19 protein-coding genes are annotated in these 15751 nt (G+C 69.1%); 9 read left to right on the top strand and 10 right to left on the bottom strand.

The genetic code is table 11. The features are described from left to right. Positions 1 to 11: 11 nt before the first annotated feature. Complete coding sequence (locus DQP56_RS09525) at positions 12 to 596, bottom strand: hemerythrin domain-containing protein (protein ID WP_112684817.1); 585 nt, start codon at positions 594 to 596, stop codon at positions 12 to 14. Between the two features lie 134 nt (positions 597 to 730). Here DQP56_RS09525 and DQP56_RS09530 point away from each other — a divergent pair, with 134 nt between their 5' ends. The 4 genes from DQP56_RS09530 to DQP56_RS09545 all read left to right on the top strand — a co-directional run bounded on the left by DQP56_RS09530 (position 731) and on the right by DQP56_RS09545 (position 4437). Next, positions 731 to 1624 (top strand): sulfurtransferase, encoded by an 894-nt coding sequence (locus DQP56_RS09530; protein WP_112684819.1) that lies wholly within the window; start codon positions 731 to 733, stop codon positions 1622 to 1624. After that, complete coding sequence (locus tag DQP56_RS09535) at positions 1621 to 2037, top strand: SufE family protein (RefSeq protein ID WP_013829973.1); 417 nt, start codon at positions 1621 to 1623, stop codon at positions 2035 to 2037. The genes DQP56_RS09530 and DQP56_RS09535 overlap by 4 nt, the downstream gene beginning before the upstream one ends. 91 nt (positions 2038 to 2128) lie before the next feature. Further along, positions 2129 to 3931 (top strand): acetyl-CoA carboxylase biotin carboxylase subunit, encoded by a 1803-nt coding sequence (locus tag DQP56_RS09540; protein WP_112684821.1) that lies wholly within the window; start codon positions 2129 to 2131, stop codon positions 3929 to 3931. Between the two features lie 101 nt (positions 3932 to 4032). Then, entirely contained in the window at positions 4033 to 4437 is a 405-nt protein-coding gene (locus DQP56_RS09545) for a hypothetical protein (RefSeq protein ID WP_112684823.1), read from the top strand. 234 nt (positions 4438 to 4671) lie between these two features. Here the strand turns inward: DQP56_RS09545 and DQP56_RS09550 are convergent, their stop codons facing one another. Continuing rightward, positions 4672 to 5658: a TIGR03557 family F420-dependent LLM class oxidoreductase gene (locus DQP56_RS09550; RefSeq protein ID WP_112684825.1), complete on the bottom strand. Its 987-nt coding sequence runs from the start codon at positions 5656 to 5658 to the stop codon at positions 4672 to 4674. Positions 5659 to 5747: 89 nt separating this feature from the next. Here DQP56_RS09550 and DQP56_RS09555 point away from each other — a divergent pair, with 89 nt between their 5' ends. Together DQP56_RS09555 and DQP56_RS09560 are read left to right on the top strand one after the other, a co-directional pair. After that, positions 5748 to 6767 (top strand): iron-containing redox enzyme family protein, encoded by a 1020-nt coding sequence (locus DQP56_RS09555; protein ID WP_112684827.1) that lies wholly within the window; start codon positions 5748 to 5750, stop codon positions 6765 to 6767. A gap of 193 nt (positions 6768 to 6960) precedes the next feature. Beyond that, positions 6961 to 7398, top strand: a complete 438-nt coding sequence (locus DQP56_RS09560) for an STAS domain-containing protein (protein WP_234825577.1) — start codon at positions 6961 to 6963, stop codon at positions 7396 to 7398. A gap of 49 nt (positions 7399 to 7447) precedes the next feature. On the opposite strand, the gene DQP56_RS09565 is transcribed toward DQP56_RS09560, so the two are convergent. Then, on the bottom strand, positions 7448 to 9601 hold the full coding sequence (locus DQP56_RS09565) for a catalase (RefSeq protein ID WP_112684831.1): 2154 nt from the start codon (positions 9599 to 9601) through the stop codon (positions 7448 to 7450). Positions 9602 to 9690: 89 nt separating this feature from the next. Here DQP56_RS09565 and DQP56_RS09570 point away from each other — a divergent pair, with 89 nt between their 5' ends. Genes DQP56_RS09570 through DQP56_RS09580 form a run of 3 tightly spaced genes read left to right on the top strand, consistent with a single transcriptional unit; the run spans position 9691 to position 11919 of the window. Then, positions 9691 to 10374, top strand: coding sequence for an HAD family hydrolase (locus tag DQP56_RS09570; protein ID WP_234825578.1), 684 nt, complete (start codon positions 9691 to 9693; stop codon positions 10372 to 10374). Beyond that, positions 10367 to 11170 carry a nucleotidyltransferase family protein gene (locus DQP56_RS09575; protein ID WP_112684835.1) on the top strand — a complete coding sequence of 268 codons (804 nt, stop codon included), beginning with the start codon at positions 10367 to 10369 and terminating at the stop codon, positions 11168 to 11170. The genes DQP56_RS09570 and DQP56_RS09575 overlap by 8 nt, the downstream gene beginning before the upstream one ends. Further along, positions 11167 to 11919: a metallophosphoesterase family protein gene (locus DQP56_RS09580; RefSeq protein ID WP_112684845.1), complete on the top strand. Its 753-nt coding sequence runs from the start codon at positions 11167 to 11169 to the stop codon at positions 11917 to 11919. The genes DQP56_RS09575 and DQP56_RS09580 overlap by 4 nt, the downstream gene beginning before the upstream one ends. On the opposite strand, the gene DQP56_RS09585 is transcribed toward DQP56_RS09580, so the two are convergent. The 7 genes from DQP56_RS09585 to DQP56_RS09615 all read right to left on the bottom strand — a co-directional run. Continuing rightward, positions 11847 to 13619, bottom strand: coding sequence for a complex I subunit 5 family protein (locus DQP56_RS09585; protein WP_205868831.1), 1773 nt, complete (start codon positions 13617 to 13619; stop codon positions 11847 to 11849). The two genes, DQP56_RS09580 and DQP56_RS09585, sit on opposite strands and share 73 nt — an antisense overlap. 6 nt (positions 13620 to 13625) lie before the next feature. Next, entirely contained in the window at positions 13626 to 13970 is a 345-nt protein-coding gene (locus DQP56_RS09590; RefSeq protein WP_112684837.1) for a sodium:proton antiporter, read from the bottom strand. After that, complete coding sequence (locus DQP56_RS09595) at positions 13967 to 14710, bottom strand: MnhB domain-containing protein (RefSeq protein ID WP_234825579.1); 744 nt, start codon at positions 14708 to 14710, stop codon at positions 13967 to 13969. The genes DQP56_RS09590 and DQP56_RS09595 overlap by 4 nt, the downstream gene beginning before the upstream one ends. Continuing rightward, the gene (locus tag DQP56_RS09600; protein ID WP_112684839.1) at positions 14707 to 14958 is read right to left on the bottom strand and encodes a Na(+)/H(+) antiporter subunit B; all 252 of its coding nucleotides are present in this window, start codon (positions 14956 to 14958) and stop codon (positions 14707 to 14709) included. The genes DQP56_RS09595 and DQP56_RS09600 overlap by 4 nt, the downstream gene beginning before the upstream one ends. Then, positions 14955 to 15248, bottom strand: coding sequence for a monovalent cation/H(+) antiporter subunit G (locus DQP56_RS09605; protein WP_112684841.1), 294 nt, complete (start codon positions 15246 to 15248; stop codon positions 14955 to 14957). Before DQP56_RS09605 ends, DQP56_RS09600 begins: the two co-directional genes overlap by 4 nt. After that, positions 15245 to 15499 (bottom strand): MrpF/PhaF family protein, encoded by a 255-nt coding sequence (locus tag DQP56_RS09610; protein ID WP_205868832.1) that lies wholly within the window; start codon positions 15497 to 15499, stop codon positions 15245 to 15247. The genes DQP56_RS09605 and DQP56_RS09610 overlap by 4 nt, the downstream gene beginning before the upstream one ends. Continuing rightward, on the bottom strand, positions 15496 to 15751 hold a 256-nt coding region (locus DQP56_RS09615; RefSeq protein ID WP_205868833.1), incomplete at its 5' end, for a hypothetical protein. The genes DQP56_RS09615 and DQP56_RS09610, both read right to left, overlap by 4 nt.

Here is a 15751-nt window from a genome sequence, read left to right on the forward strand (position 1 = left end):
CCGGCAACGAATCACGACGATGAGCCGGTTTGTCGGCCCGTCAGCTTGTCGCGGATCCGGTCGACCATGCCGACCCCGGCGCCGAGGGTCTTGTGGAACAACTCCGAATGCGGTGCCTGCGGGTGCGGGCGAGTTGGCGCCAACTTCTTGGCGTTCTGGACCTTTTCGCCCATCTCGACGAGCTCCCGGGTCGAAAGGTGTTCCCGCAGCTTGGGAAACTGCTCGGATTCCTCGTCGTGCGCGTGATGACGCAGCAGCGACTTCAGCTCTCGAGTCAGGCCCAGGAACTCCGGATCCGATGCGGCGACGTCCTCGAGCTTCTTCATGACCTTCACGATCTCGTCGTGCTCTTCGTTGTCGTGCTTCACATCGTCGGAGCCGCCGGGGAGCTTGTCCGCCATGACCGGGTAGACGAACATCTCCTCGGCCACGGCGTGACGCATCACCTCGGCGGTGACGGTGTCGGCGATGTCGCGCTGAGCGTCGGAGTCGGCAGTGCTCTCGACTTCGGTCAGCAGGTCGATCATCTCGTTGTGGTCGGCGGTGAGGATGTCGACGACATCTGTGGTCGCCGAAGCGTGCGTGCTGTCAGCCATGAAACGTTCCTCCGGGGGTGCGTCAGCCATCGGCAACTGGGTACCCGCTTGCTGCGGACCCAACCCCGCGGTTGCCCGGCATTCGGCGCCGTCTCGCCGCGCGGCGCGGGGCCGGGGTGAGTAGGCTCGACACCGTGCCAGTGCCTGCCGACCCCAGCCCCGCCCTGCAGTCCTACGCCCACCCGGAACGGTTGGTGACCGCCGACTGGCTCGCGGGAAATCTCGGTAAACCCGGTCTTGTGGTGGTGGAGTCCGACGAGGACGTGCTGCTCTACGACGTCGGCCACATTCCCGGCGCGGTGAAGATCGACTGGGTCACCGACCTCAACGACGCGCCGGTCCGGGACTACATCTCCGGCGAGCAGTTCGCCGACCTGATGAACCGCAAGGGTATCTCCCGCGACGACACCGTGGTGATCTACGGCGACAAGTCCAACTGGTGGGCGGCTTACGCGCTATGGGTGTTCACGCTGTTCGGCCACGAGGATGTGCGGCTGCTCGACGGCGGGCGCGACCTGTGGGTGTCCTCGGGCCGCGAGACCACCCTGGAGGTGCCGAGCAAAACCACGGCGGGCTACCCGGTCGTCGAGCGCAACGACGCCCCGATCCGGGCGTATAAGGAAGACGTGCTGGAGATCATCGGCCGTGCGCCGCTGATCGACGTCCGCTCGCCGCAGGAGTACACCGGCGAGCGCACCCACATGCCGGACTACCCGGAGGAGGGTGTGCTGCGCGGCGGCCACATCCCCACCGCGATCTCCATTCCGTGGAGCAAGGCGGCCGACGACGCCGGCCGGTTCCGCAAACGCGAGGAGCTCGAACAGCTCTACGGCTTCTTGAAGCCGGGCGACAATCCGGTGGCCTACTGCCGCATCGGGGAGCGCTCCAGCCACACCTGGTTCGTGCTGACCCACCTGCTCGGCATGGAGGGGGTGCGCAATTACGACGGCTCCTGGACCGAGTGGGGCAACACCGTGCGGGTGCCGATCGTGGACGGTGAAGCACCGGGAGCCGTGCCGGCCCGATGAGCCTTCCGGAGGGCCTGGCGCAGGTGGTGTCCGACTTCGCCGAAGTCGAAGGGCAGGACAAACTCAAGCTGCTGCTGGAATTCTCCGACGAGCTCCCGGACCTGCCCGACGACCTGGTCGAATCCGCCATGGAGCCGGTGCCGGAGTGCCAGTCGCCGTTGTTCCTGCATGTCGATGCCGCCGACCGGCAGCGGGTGCGGTTGTATTTCAGCGCTCCCCCGGAGGCGCCCACCACGCGCGGGTTCGCGTCGATCTGGGCCGCGGGCCTCGACGGTCAGCCGGCCGACGTCATCCTGGCCGTGCCGGAGGATTTCGCCTCGAGTCTGGGGCTGGCGGCGCTGATCAGCCCGCTGCGGCTGCGTGGGATGTCGGCGATGCTGACCCGGATCAAGCGGCGGTTACGGGCTGCCTAAGGGGCACCGAAACCGGTTCGGCGGTCGCGCCTTACACTGCTGTGAACTACATTCTTAAAGACATTTCTTAAACATGCCATCAGGAGGGCCAGTGGCGAACCATGCCAGCTCGAAGATCTCCAAGGTGCTCGTCGCCAACCGGGGGGAGATCGCAGTCCGGGTGATCCGCGCGGCGCGCGACGCCGGGTTGTCCAGCGTGGCCGTGTACGCCGAGCCCGATGCCGACGCACCGCACGTGCGGCTCGCCGACGAGGCGTTCGCTTTGGGCGGGCAGACCTCGGCGGAGTCCTACCTGGTCTTCGAGAAGATCCTGGACGCCGCGGCCCAGTCGGGTGCCAACGCGATCCACCCCGGCTACGGCTTCCTTTCGGAGAACGCCGATTTCGCGCAGGCCGTGCTCGACGCCGGGCTGATCTGGATCGGGCCGAGCCCGCAGTCGATCCGTGACCTCGGCGACAAGGTCACCGCGCGGCACATCGCCGCCCGCGCCAAGGCGCCGCTGGTGCCCGGCACCCCGGACCCGGTCAAGGACGCCGACGAGGTGGTGGCCTTCGCCAAGGAGTACGGCGTGCCGGTGGCGATCAAGGCTGCGTTCGGCGGTGGCGGCCGCGGCATGAAGGTGGCCCGCACCATCGAGGAGATCCCGGAGCTGTTCGAGTCGGCCACCCGCGAGGCGATCGCCGCGTTCGGCCGGGGCGAGTGTTTCGTGGAGCGCTACCTGGACAAGCCCCGCCACGTCGAGGCCCAGGTCATCGCCGACCAGCACGGCAACGTCGTCGTCGCGGGCACCCGGGACTGCTCGCTGCAGCGCCGCTTCCAGAAGCTGGTCGAGGAGGCACCGGCACCGTTCCTGACCGACGCGCAGCGCAAGGAGATCCACGAGTCGGCCAAGCGGATCTGCAAGGAGGCCGGCTACTACGGCGCCGGCACCGTGGAGTACCTGGTCGGCCAGGACGGACTGATCAGCTTCCTGGAGGTCAACACCCGCCTGCAGGTGGAGCACCCGGTCACCGAGGAGACCTCCGGTATCGACCTGGTGCGCGAGCAGTTCCGCATCGCCAACGGCGAGCAACTCGACATCACCGAAGACCCCGAGCCGCGTGGTCACTCCATCGAGTTCCGGATCAACGGGGAGGACGCCGGCCGCGGCTTCCTGCCCGCGCCCGGCCCGGTCACCCGCTTCGACCCGCCGACCGGTCCCGGCATCCGGATGGACTCCGGTGTGGAGACCGGCTCGGTGATCGGCGGCCAGTTCGACTCGATGCTGGCCAAGCTGATCGTCACCGGGGCGACCCGCACCGAGGCGCTGGAACGCGCCCGGCGTGCCCTGGACGAGTTCCACGTCGAGGGGCTGGCCACGGTCATCCCGTTCGACCGCGTGGTGGTGCGCGACCCGGCGTTCGTCGGCGACGAGAACGGCTTTTCGGTGCACACCCGCTGGATCGAGACCGAGTTCGAGAACACCATCGAGCCCTTCACCGGCGGCGAGCCGCTCGACGACGAGGCGGACGCCTCGCCGCGGCAGAAGGTGGTCGTCGAGGTCGGCGGCCGGCGCCTGGAGGTGTCGCTGCCCGGCGACATGGCCCTCGGCGGCGGCGGTGGCGGTGGCGGTGCCGCCGGAGTCATCCGCAAGAAGCCCAAGGCCCGCAAGCGTGGCGCGCAGGGCGGGGCGGCGGCTTCCGGGGACGCGGTCACCGCGCCCATGCAGGGCACCGTGGTGAAGGTGGCCGTCGAGGAGGGCCAGGAGGTCGCCGCCGGTGACCTGGTCGTCGTCCTGGAGGCGATGAAGATGGAGAACCCGGTGACGGCACACAAGGACGGTGTGGTCACCGGCCTGGCGGCCGAGGCCGGCGCGGCCATCACCCAGGGCACGGTGCTCTGCGAGATCAAGTAACCCGCGTTATCCGCCAGGGTGCGTGTCCCCGGCCGACACGCCGGTGAACTGACCGGATTTGCGCACGCTCGCGGCGGAGCTAACCGGGGCGGAGGTGACCGATGGAGCCCGTCGAGATCAACGCCGGCCCGTGGTATCTGCGGATGCCGCGGGCCGATGATCGCGTCGATGACCGCCCGACACTGGCCGACCTCGGGGAGTTCGACCGGGACTACGTCGCCAAGGCGGAGTCCGGCTGGGCCGATGACACCCGCTACCTGTGGGCAGTCTGCGAGCCGACCACCGGCGAATTGTTGGCGGAGGTCACGCTGAACCCGGCCTCGGGTGACATCGCCACCCGCAGTCGGCCGGGCCAACAGGAGGCGGCGCTGACCGGGGCCCAGGCGGTGTCCCGGTTCGCCGCCGGTGCGCTAGGTCTGACGCCGGTGATGACCGGCCCCGGCTGCCCGGACGGCGCGGTTTCGCCCGACCCAGATCCAGGCCACGCCTCCGGCCGCCAGCGCTAGGGCCGCGATCCCGAACCCCAGCGACCAGCCGGCGTGATGCTGCACGGCAGCGCTCATGAAGCCCACCATCGCCAGTACCGCCATCAGCAGCATGGCCAGGCCCGGCGCCTCGCGGCGATCCTTGAACATCATTCCGTCCCGCGGCCGCGTGGTACGGGCCTCATCGATCGGGTACTCGGTCTCGTCCATGGCTCTCTGGTACCCGCCGCTGCCGGACCCGAAACCGGGTCCGGCTCAGGCCGCGGCGTCGCGCAGCGCCGCCAGCAACGGTTCCGCGGCCTCCTTGAGGAAGGCGTCCTGCGACTGGCCACCGATCTGGATGAGCGCGATGTCGGTGAACCCGGCATCGCGGTAGGCGCCCACCGCCTCGACGATCGGATCCAGGTCGGGGCCGCACGGGATGGCGTCGGCGACGTCCTGTGGTGTGACGAACCGGGTGGCGGCGGCGAACGCGGCCGGCGTGGGCAACTCGGAATTGACCAGCCAGCCGCCGCCGAACCAGCGGAACTGCCGGTGGGCGCGCTGCACCGCGGCATCGCGGTCGGGGTCCCAGCACACCGGGAGCTGCCCGATGACCCGGCCGCCGCCCAGCCCCGATGCCTGACGAGCGGTGTGCCAGGCGCTGACCAGGTCCGCATCGGGCTGTACCGCGATCAGGTCGTCGGCGGCGGCGGCGAATCTGTCGACGCCCTTGTCCCCGGAGACCGCGACGGCCAGCGCAACGGGAATCTCCGGCAGGTCCCACAGTCGCGCCCGGTCGACCTCGAAGTGGTCACCGCGCAGATTGACCGTCTCCCCCATCAACAGCTCGCGGATGATCTTGATCGCCTCGCTCAGCATGGCGTGTCTGCGCCCGACGTTCGGCCAGCCGGCGCCGGTGACGATGTGCTCGTTGAGGTTCTCCCCGCTACCCAGCCCGAGCGTGAACCGGCCGTCGGCCAGGATCTGCACGGTGGCGGCCTGTTGCGCCACCACCGCCGGGTGGTAGCGCATCGTCGGGCAGGTCACATACGAACACAGGCCGACCTGTTCGGTGGCCTGCGCGACCGCCCCCAACACCGCCCACGCGTTCGGGGCGTGGCCCTGCGAGGCCAGCCAGGGCGAGAAGTGGTCGCTGCACACCTCGAAGTCGAAGCCGCGTTCTTCGGCGGAGACGGCGTAACGGACAAGGTCTTTGGGATCGCTCTGCTCGGTCATCAGGGTGTAGCCGAACCGTGTCATGGTGCTCGGGTACCCACCGGCCCGTCCCCGAAACAGCGCGGACGGTCGCGGCGTCGTTTGGCCCCGCCGTGGCCGGGGTACCCGCGAGCGTGACCATCGCACCGCAGCGCACCGATTCCGTGACCGAGCCCGAGCTGCCCGTGGCGTGTGGGCCGCTGTCGGCCGCGGTCTGCGGGCTGCTCCACCGGCCTGCGGGCGCGACCGGCGACGTCGCCGTCGCGACAACCGGCGCCGACCCCTACGGGCGGGACCTGCAGCTGGCCCTCTACGTCTGCTACGAGCTGCACTACCGCGGCTTCGCCGGCGTCGACCCGGGGTGGGAGTGGGACGCCACCTTACTGGAACTACGCGCGCGGATGGAGCGCGCATTCCTCGATAGTGTCCGTCGGGACGTCGGTCCGATACCCGCGGACATCAATGTGAACGACGAAATGGCAGCTGCGGCAACCGAACCCGTGCGCGGAAGTGGACCCTCGTGGTACCTGCGCGATCAGGGCAGCTGGGAACAGGCTCGGGAGTACTTCGTGCACCGGTCGCTGTATCACCTCAAGGAAGGCGATCCGCACGCCTGGGCGATCCCCCGCCTGACCGGCCAGGCCAAGGCCTCCTTCGTCGCGGTCGAGTTCGACGAGTACGGCGCCGGCCGAGGGACGCGGGTGCATCAGCAACTCTTCGCCGACCTGCTCAGCGCGGCCGGTTTGAACGCCGATTACCTCGTCTACCTCGACGTTGTTCCCGCCGAGTCGCTGGCTGTGGTCAACCTGATGTCGCTGTTCGGGCTACACCGCCGGTGGCGGGGGGCGGCCGTCGGGCACTTCGCCTCGACCGAGATCACCTCCCCGCCCGGGTCGGCCCGCCTGGTGGCCGCGCTGCGGCGGATGGGCGCCCCGGAGCCGTGCGTGGCGTTCTACGCCGAGCACGTCGAGGCCGACGCGGTGCACGAACAGGTGGTCCGCACCGGTGTTGTCGGCGACCTGATACGTCACGCGCCGCAACTGGCGCCCGACGTGGTGTTCGGCATGCGGGCCCGTGATGTCGTCGAGAACAGGCTCGCCGACCTCATGATGGCGGCGTGGTCGGCGGGTGAATCTTCGTTACTCGCAAATTGAAAGTTAAGCTTTCACTGGGATTTTGCGGAATTTGTCGCCAATCTCTTTGCCAATCGAGGCGGGCATGGGTAACGTCTGGTTCCTCCGGTTGAGTTCACAGCCGCAACTGAACGTCACCGTGTTTGGTAGCTCTCGCCGAGAGATTACGCTGACGTGATCCAACAGCACGATTCGTCGACTGATGGAGCCACAAATGACAACCAGCAGCATCACCGAAACCGCTTTCGCCACTCCCGCAACGGAATCCACTCAGGCCTGGCGAAGCCACACCGCCAAGTTCACCATCCACTGGGGCCGGTCGGGCGCGGTAGTCGCCGCGGGCGGGGAGATCGACGCGGCCAACGCCGCACCGTTCGCCGACTACGCCAGGCGCTGCGCCGACTGCTGCGAGTGGCTGATCTTGGACTTGGCCGAGCTGACATTCATTGGCACGGTCGGATTTACCGCGCTGCAATCGGTCAGCGCCCGCTGCGCCGCGGCGCAGACCCGGCTGATGGTGGTCCCGAGCCCGGCGGTGACCAGCGTGCTGCGGATCTGCGACCCGCAGTCCCGCCTCCCGCTGGTGCCCTCGCTGGCCGACGCTCTGGCGGACGTGCAGAAATCGGGGCGCCCACTGCGCGCGGTGACCTGAAGCGCGGTGACCTGGAGCCGGGCCCGAACCGGGCCCGGCTCCCGTCGGGCTAGGCGGGCACCGCGTCGGCCTCCCGGTCCCAGGCGCGGTGCTTGGCCAGCACCGTGGCGAAGGCGTCGAAGAACTCCTCGCCCAGATCGCCGGCGGCCGCGGTGGTGGTGATCACGCCGGTCGCGACGGTGACCCCGGTGTCCTCGGCCAGCCGCTCGCCGATTCCCGCCTTGGGTAACAGCTCGACACCGGCCCCGAACGCCCCGATGGGCTTGAGGTGTTTGTAGGCCTCGGTGATGAAATGCATGGCGTAGCCGTCAGCGGCGAGCGTGCGCATCGCCTCCTGGCCACACGGCACCACCACCGCGTCATAGAGCACCGAAGCCATGGTGGTGATCGCCCGGTCGACGCCCAGCTTCCCACCCGAGCCGCCGGCGAGTTGGCCGCCGCCGGTCGGTGCCAGTACTTCGGCGACCGCCCCGCGCCGGCGCATCGCCTCGACGAAATTTTGCACCCCCGTCACGTCGACACCGTCAGCGGCCAGCACCGCGATCTTGCGGCTTTCGATGGTGGGCGCGCCCCGGGACTCCGGCGGAAGGGTGGCGGCGTGCAGCTGCGAGAGCGCCGGCGACGTCCCGACCTTCTGGGTCGCGGCGTCGAGCTGGCGCTCATCGGGCGCCGGGAGCCCCAGCTTCTCGGCCACCTGCCGCGCCAGGTCGTGGTCGATGCGGTTGAGTTGTTCGACCACCCGCTCACGGATCTCGACGGTCTCGCATTTGCCCAGTTCGAAGGCGTACGCGGCGACGATGTGCTTCGCCTCGATATCGGACATGCTGTTGTAGAACATCCGCGCCTGGCTGTAGTGGTTCTCGAAGCTTGCGGCGCGTTTGCGGATCTTGTCGCCGTCCACCTTCTGGGTGTAGTGCCGAAACACCTCGGCGTCCTCCCCGGACCCCGCAAGCGCCGGGCAGCCGCCGCCCAGCGAGTTCTTGTAGTAGCTGGTCCTGCCGACCGGGATGGCGTGTTGGCTGTAGCCGTCGTGCTGGTTGGTGCGCACTTCGGCCACCGGCCGGTTGATCGGCAGATGATTGAAGTTCGGTCCGCCGAGTCGGATCAACTGGGTGTCCAGGTAGGAGAAATTGCGGAACTGCAGCAGCGGGTCGTTGGTGAAGTCGATTCCCGGCACGACGTTGGCGGTGCAGAACGCCACCTGCTCGGTTTCGGCGAAGAAGTTGTCCGGGTTGCGGTTGAGCACCATTTTGCCCACCGGACGAACCGGGACCTGTTCTTCTGGAATGATTTTCGTGGCGTCCAGCAGGTCGAAATCGAATTTGAATTCGTCGCTCTCGGGCACCAATTGCACCCCGAGCTCCCACTCCGGGTACTGGCCGGCCTCAATCGAGTCCCACAGGTCGCGGCGGTTGAAGTCCGGGTCTTTGCCGGCGATCTTCTGGCATTCGTCCCAGATCAGCGAATGCACGCCGAGCTTGGGCTTCCAGTGGAACTTCACAAAGGTTCCCTGACCCTTGGCGTTGACGAAGCGGAAGGTGTGCACCCCGAAGCCCTGCATCATCCGGTAGCTACGCGGCAAGGAGCGGTCCGACATCAGCCACATGATGGCGTGCAGCGTCTCCGGCTGCAGCGACACGAAGTCCCACAGCGTGTCGTGGGCGGACTGTGCCTGCGGAATCTCGTTGTCCGGCTCCGGCTTCACCGCGTGCACGAAGTCGGGGAACTTGATCCCGTCTTGGATGAAGAACACCGGGAAGTTGTTGCCCACCAGGTCGTAGTTGCCTTGTTCGGTGTAGAACTTGGTGGCGAACCCGCGCACGTCGCGCACGGTGTCGGCCGAACCGCGGGAACCGGCCACGGTGGAGAACCGCACGAACACCGGGGTCTGGGTGCCCGGGGTGGTCAGGAACTTCGCCGCCGTGTACTCGGCGAGCGAATCGTCGTAGGGCTCGAAGTAGCCGTACGCCCCGGCCCCGCGGGCGTGCACCACCCGCTCCGGTATCCGCTCGTGGTCGAAGTGCATGACCTTCTCACGGGCGTGGAAATCCTCTAGCAACGTCGGCCCGCGTTCCCCGGCCGTCAGCGCGTCGTCGGTGTGGTCCACCCGCACGCCCTGCTGAGTGGTCAGATAGCCGGACTGCCGGTCGTACCGGTGGTCGTCGAGCTGTCGCTGCTTGGGGTCACGGTCGTCGGTAGCCACCGCTGGTCCTCTCTGGGTAGGGGGACGGAATGGGGGTATTCCCTGGGTGGGTATCCCAGCCGGGACATCCGCAAACGAAAGGGACACTCGTGACCGCCCAAGCCGCTGTGTTGTTCGATGTCGACGGCACCCTGGTGGATTCCAACTACCTGCATGTGCACGCCTGGCGGCTCGCGTTCGCCGAGGTGGGCATCGAGGCCGAATCCTGGCGCATCCACCGCGCCATCGGGATGGACGGATCCATATTGGTGCGGCTGCTCTCCGATGATGCACCCGAGGACGTCCGCGCACGGCTCAAGGACCTGCACTCCCGCTACTACCTGGAGTCGGCGGCGCTGTTGTCGCCGCTTCCGGGCGCCCGGCCGCTGCTGGAACGTATCGCCGCGCTCAACCTTCCGGTGGTGCTGGCCACGTCGGCGCCCGACGACGAACTGGCGGTGCTGCGAAAGGTGCTGGACTGCGACGACCTGGTCGCCGCGGTCACCTCGTCGGCCGATGTCGACGTCGCCAAACCGGAGCCGGACATCATCGGGATCGCCCTCGATCGCATCGGCGCGACGGCGGAGCGGGCGGTTTTCGTCGGCGACGCGGTCTGGGACGTGGCGGCCTGCGTGCGCGCCGGAGTACCCAGCATCGGTGTGCTCAGCGGCGGGGTGTCCCGCGCTGAGTTGGAAACCGCAGGCGCGGTGGGCGTTTTCGACAACGCCGAGGATCTGCTGGCGCACCTCGACCAGACGCCGATCGCCGACTTGGGGCGAGCCGGACATGGATGAGAATGCGTTTCTGACCACGCTGATCCGGGCAATGGGCGCCCTGCAGCGCGCCGACGTACCCTTCGCCCTGGCCGGTGGCGCCGCGGTGTATGCCCGCGGCGGACCGCACTCCGACCACGACATCGACCTGCTGGTGCAACCGTCCGACGCCGAGCGGGCCGCGCAAGCCCTCACCTGCGCCGGCATGTCGCGCTTTGAGCCGCCGGAGGACTGGCTGCTCAAGGTCTTCGACGGCGACGTGCTCATCGACCTGATTCATCGCCTGGGTGACACTCCGGTGAGCGCCGAGACGATTTCGCACGCCGCGCTGCTTCCGGTCGGTTCGCTGAGTGCCCGCGTCATCAGCGCGACCGAGCTGATGGTGCAGAAGCTCGCGGTGCTGGATTGTCACCGCTGCGACTACGCCGAGCTTCTCGTGGTGGCGCGCATCCTGCGGGAACAGGTGGATTGGGCCCAGGTCCGTTGGCGTCTGCGGGACTCGCCGTTCGCCAAGGCGTTCTGGCAGCTGCTGTGCGGCCTGTCCATCGTCGACGCCGATGACGCCGCCGAACCCGATCCGCCGGATCATCTGGTGGCGGCGGTGCGACGCCAGCTGGCCGAGGACCCGCAGATCGGTGAGCTGGGCATCGGGATCGAAATCCACTCCGGCACAGTGTGTCTGACCGGCTCGGTCAACGGCCCGCGACGCCGGGCGGCGATCGAGGCAGCTGTCGCCGGCATGGTGCGGCCGCGCACCGTGGTCAACGACATCGAGGTGGTCCAGCTGTGCGAGCCGGTCGAGCAGGTGACCGGGTGATCCGGGTGGCCGCGGTCGGCGACATCCACCTGGGCGAGGACTCGCGCGGCACGATGCGCTGGCACGACATCGACGAACGAGCCGACCTGCTGCTGGTCGCCGGCGACCTGACCTGCCACGGGACCGCCGCCGAGGGCCGCGTGGTCGCCGACGAATTGACCGCGTGCCCGGTGCCGGTGGTCTGCGTGCTCGGCAACCACGACTACCACCAGAACCAGCAGGATGAGATCACCGCGGTGCTGCGCGACGCCGGCGTCGTCGTGCTCGAAGGCCAGACGCACACTGTCGACGTCGCGGGCCGGCGGGTCGGGGTGGCCGGTGCGAAGGGATTCGGGGGCGGGTTCGCCGGGAAATGTGCGACCGCGTTCGGCGAACCGGAGATGAAGGCATTCGTCGCCGCCACCAAGACGGCGTCGGCGGCGCTGCGAGCGGGCCTGCGGACGCTGGACACCGACTACCGGATCGCGCTGCTGCACTACTCCCCGGTCGCCGACACCCTGCACGGCGAGCCGCCGGAGATCTATCCGTTTCTGGGGTCGTGCCTGCTGGCCGAGGCCATCGACGACGCCGGGGCGGACCTGGCCGTGCACGGGCACGCGCACTCCGGAATCGAGGCAGGCCGCACCGCGGGCGGGGTCCCGGTGCGCAATGTCGCTCAGCCGCTGATCCGGGCGCCCTACGCCGTCATCAACGCCGTCCCCACCGCCGCGGCAAGTGCCGCCAACGCGGCGAACATCCACGCCAGGTAGTCGCCGATGTGACCGGAGTGCGCGGTGCGCAGCGCGCTGAGCACCGGCGCGCTCAGCGCCGCGGCCCGGCGGCGGCCCACCGGGTCCCAGTGGTGCAACCCGGCGGCCGCCACCCCCGCCGCCGCCAGGCAGCCCAGGACTCCCAGTCCGGCGCCGAGCACCGACCAGGAGGACGCCGCGGTACCGGCCCCGGCGTCGACGAACCGGCGGGCGGCGGTGTCGGCGCCGCGGGCAACCGCGGGCAGCACCCCGGTGGCCAGGCAACCGGCCAGCAGCAGACCGATTGCGGTGTACATGCTGGGCGGGGTCCGCCGCAGCCAGGTGTCGGGCTGCTCGTCACCTCTGGTGGTCCGCGAATCCTCGGACGGCTCGGACCGCCCGCCGAGGCCGGTGAAGCAGCGGATGCCGGCGCGCAGCACCGCCCCGCCAGTGAACGCCGAAACACCCAGGAACAGTGCCGATCCCCAGCCGCTGCCGAGGGCCTCCTCGCACAGCGACTTGCCCAGCGCGGTACCGAACGGCGGCAGCCCGGCCAACGCCAGCGAGGCAAGCAGATAACAGCCGGCCAACACCGGCTGGCCCCGGCCGCGGCCTACCAGCTCCCACTCGTCGACACTGTGGTGGCGGTCCAGCAGGATCCCGACTATCAGGAACAGTGCCGACTTGGCGCCGGCGTGCCCGATCGCATACACCGCCGCGCCCCCCACCCCCTGCGAGCTCAGCGTCGCGGTAGCGACCAGCAGTAGCCCCATGTGACCGACCGTCGAATAGGCCAGCATCCGCTTGAGGTGCCGCTGCAGCAGACACATCACCGAGCCGACGACCGCGGTCAGCACACCGGCCGCCACAAAGACGCGACCGATCACGGCTGGCGGCAGCACCCCGGCGAACACCACCCAGTACACCCGCCACAGCCCATAGAGGCCGAGTTCGACCATCACGCCGGAGAACAGCACGCACACCCCGGCCGGCGCGACGGCGTGAGCGTCGGCCAGCCAGAAGTGCACCGGCACGATCGCGGCTTTGACCAGCAACGCCGCCGACACCAGCACGAAGGCGGCCACCACCAGGGCGTCGGGCGGGCCGCCGCGCAACGCCGCACCCAATTGCGCCATACCCAGCTGGCCGGCCCGGGCATAGAGCATGGCGATGCCCACCAGGGTCAGGCAGGCACTGAGCGACTGGATGATCCCGAAGTTGAGCGCACCCTGGATCGCCGACCGGTCTTCGATCTTGATGCCGGTCAGCGCGTAGCCGACCGCGCCCATCAGCTCCAAGAACACGAACAGGTTGAACAGGTCCGCGGCCAGGACGAATCCGTTCATCGCGGCCAGGAAGATCAACGCCAGGGCGTCGAAGCGGGTATCGGCCTCATCGAGTCCGCGGCGGCTGTACAGCGCCGCGCACCCGGTCAGCGCACCGATCAACACCGCCAGTCCGGCCGACAGCGGATCGGCCGCCAGGGCGATACCGACCGCCAGCCCGTCGCGCGGCTGCCAGCCCCCGCTCCAGGCCACCACGGTGCGTCCGGCTGCGGCGCTCAGCACGTAGCCGGCGGCACCGGTGGAGGCCGCCGAGGTGGCCAGCACCACCGCGTTGGCAAGGGAGTTGGACAGCCGACGGCCCAGGCCCAGTAGCAGACACGCCACCAGGATCGGCACCGCGACCAGCAGCGGTAGCAGGTTGGTCGCGGCCGGCACGGCAACTCACCCCCGCAGCGCCGACAGTTGGTCCGGGTCCAGGGTGTGGTGGCGCTTGTGGACCTGGATGGCCAATGCCAGCAGCAGCGCGGTGACGGTGGCCTGAATGACGATGTCGGTCAACGTCATCGCCTGCACCACCGGATCCACCACGGGCGTCGATGCCGGAGCGTCGACGAAGATCGGTGGTGCCGCGCCCTGTTGGTAGCCGACCGCCAGCAGCAACAGGTAGGTGCCGGACTGCGCCACCGATAGGCACACCACCGCGTGAATCAGGTTGCAGCTGCGGACGATTCCGAACGAGCCGATCAGCACCAGCCAGCCCGCTACCCCGTAGATGTAGGTGCTCACGAACGTTCCCGCCGTGGCGCGACGGTGATCTCCTGCGCCAGGAATTGCGCCAGCAGCACCGTCATCCCGCACGCCACTGCCACCCCGACCGCCGCGTTGAGCAGCGGCACCGTCCCGGCCGACAGCAATTGGCCGCGGGTGCCGGTCGGCAACGCGTTGCACAGGAACGCTCCGCCGGTGATCAGCCCGGCGATCCCGATACCGGCGAACGCCGCCGCGCCCAGCGCCTCGCCGACATCGAACACATTGACCGGACGCAACCGGTCCAGCGCGCGGAAGCTTCCGGTGATGTAGAGCAGGTGCAGGCCGGTGGCCAGCACCACGCCGCCCTGGAAGCCACCGCCCAGGGTCAGGTGGCCGTGCACCACCACATCGAGTCCCACCGCCAGCGTCACCGGCAGCAACAGATACCCGACGAACCGGGTGGCGTCCAGCGCCGCGCGCCGGCCGCTTTCGTGGTATTCGCGCTCCTCGGCAGCCGGACGCAGCAGCGCCATCACGCCGGTCACCGAGGCGACGAGAATGGTCTCCTCGCCGAACGTGTCCAGGGCGCGCTGGTCGAAGTTCACCGACGCGACCACGTTGGCCGTCGCATGGGAAAACGCTTCCCGCACCGCAAGATCCCGATACGGGTGGTGGCCGTGGCCGAACGCGGGAAGCCCGGCGAAACCCAGCCACAGCAGCAGGCCCACCCCGGCTGCTCCGAGCAGGAACAGCACCGTTCGGCCGGTACGGGTCACCGGCCGACCTCCCGGTGCCGGCGCTGCACCGTCCGGACGGTGAGCATGACCATCAGCGGCACCACCACGCCGCCGATCAGCAGCTGGGACAACGCCACATCGGGGGCCTGCAGCACCATGAACAACACGGTGAGCGCCAGCCCGAACACCGCCAGCACAATCGCCTGCCGTTGCGGGTCGGCGGTCAGCGTGACGATCGTCCCGGTGACTCCCACCACTGTGATCGAGACCAGGATGAGCGCGGTCATGGCGGCGAATCGGCTTTCACCACACCGGCTTGCTGCGCGGTCAGTCGGGCGGTGGCCGCCGACATCGCCGGCGCGGTGAGCAACACCAACGCGACGATCACCGCGACCATCACCGACGCCTCGGTCGCTCCCCGGTACACGATCAGGCCGAGCCCGGTCAGCGGAAAACCCAGCGAACTGGTCACGCTGAGCAAGTGCAACCGGTCGACCACGCCGGGCAGCACCGCTGCGGCCACCGCACAACAGACCATCACCGACACACCGGTGAAAGCCAGGATCCAGCCGGTCACGGTCGGCCGGCCAGCAGTCGGGTGTAGACCAGGGTTCCGGGAAAGGTGACCAACGCCAACGCCAATGCGACGATCAGGCTCCAGTCCTGGCGCCAGGAGATCGCCAGCACCATCAGGATCGCGATCGCGCCGACCCCGGCGAATTCCAGGCCCACCAGGCGCTGCCGCGGCGCGCCCCGAGCCGTCATCCAGACACCGGGCAGAAAGACCCCGCACTGCAGCACCAGCGCGGCCAGCTCCCCCGGCTTCACCGCCGCACCGCCGACTCCAGCGCGCCCGGGCGCTGCCCGACCCGGTGGATCAGCACCGAGGACGCGGCACTGTCGAGCACCACGGTTCCCGGGGTCGTTGCCAGCGCCAGCGTCGCGGCGGCCCGGCGGGCGGCCGCCACCGGTACCGGCTCGTCCGGCAACATCACCTCGCTGATCGTCGAGCGGCAACGCCGCGACGGCGCCACGACATAGACCCACACCTGCACGGTCTGCCTGAGCAGTTCGACGGCA

The organism is Mycolicibacter senuensis (assembly GCF_003284925.1).
Classification (GTDB): domain Bacteria; phylum Actinomycetota; class Actinomycetes; order Mycobacteriales; family Mycobacteriaceae; genus Mycobacterium; species Mycobacterium algericum_A.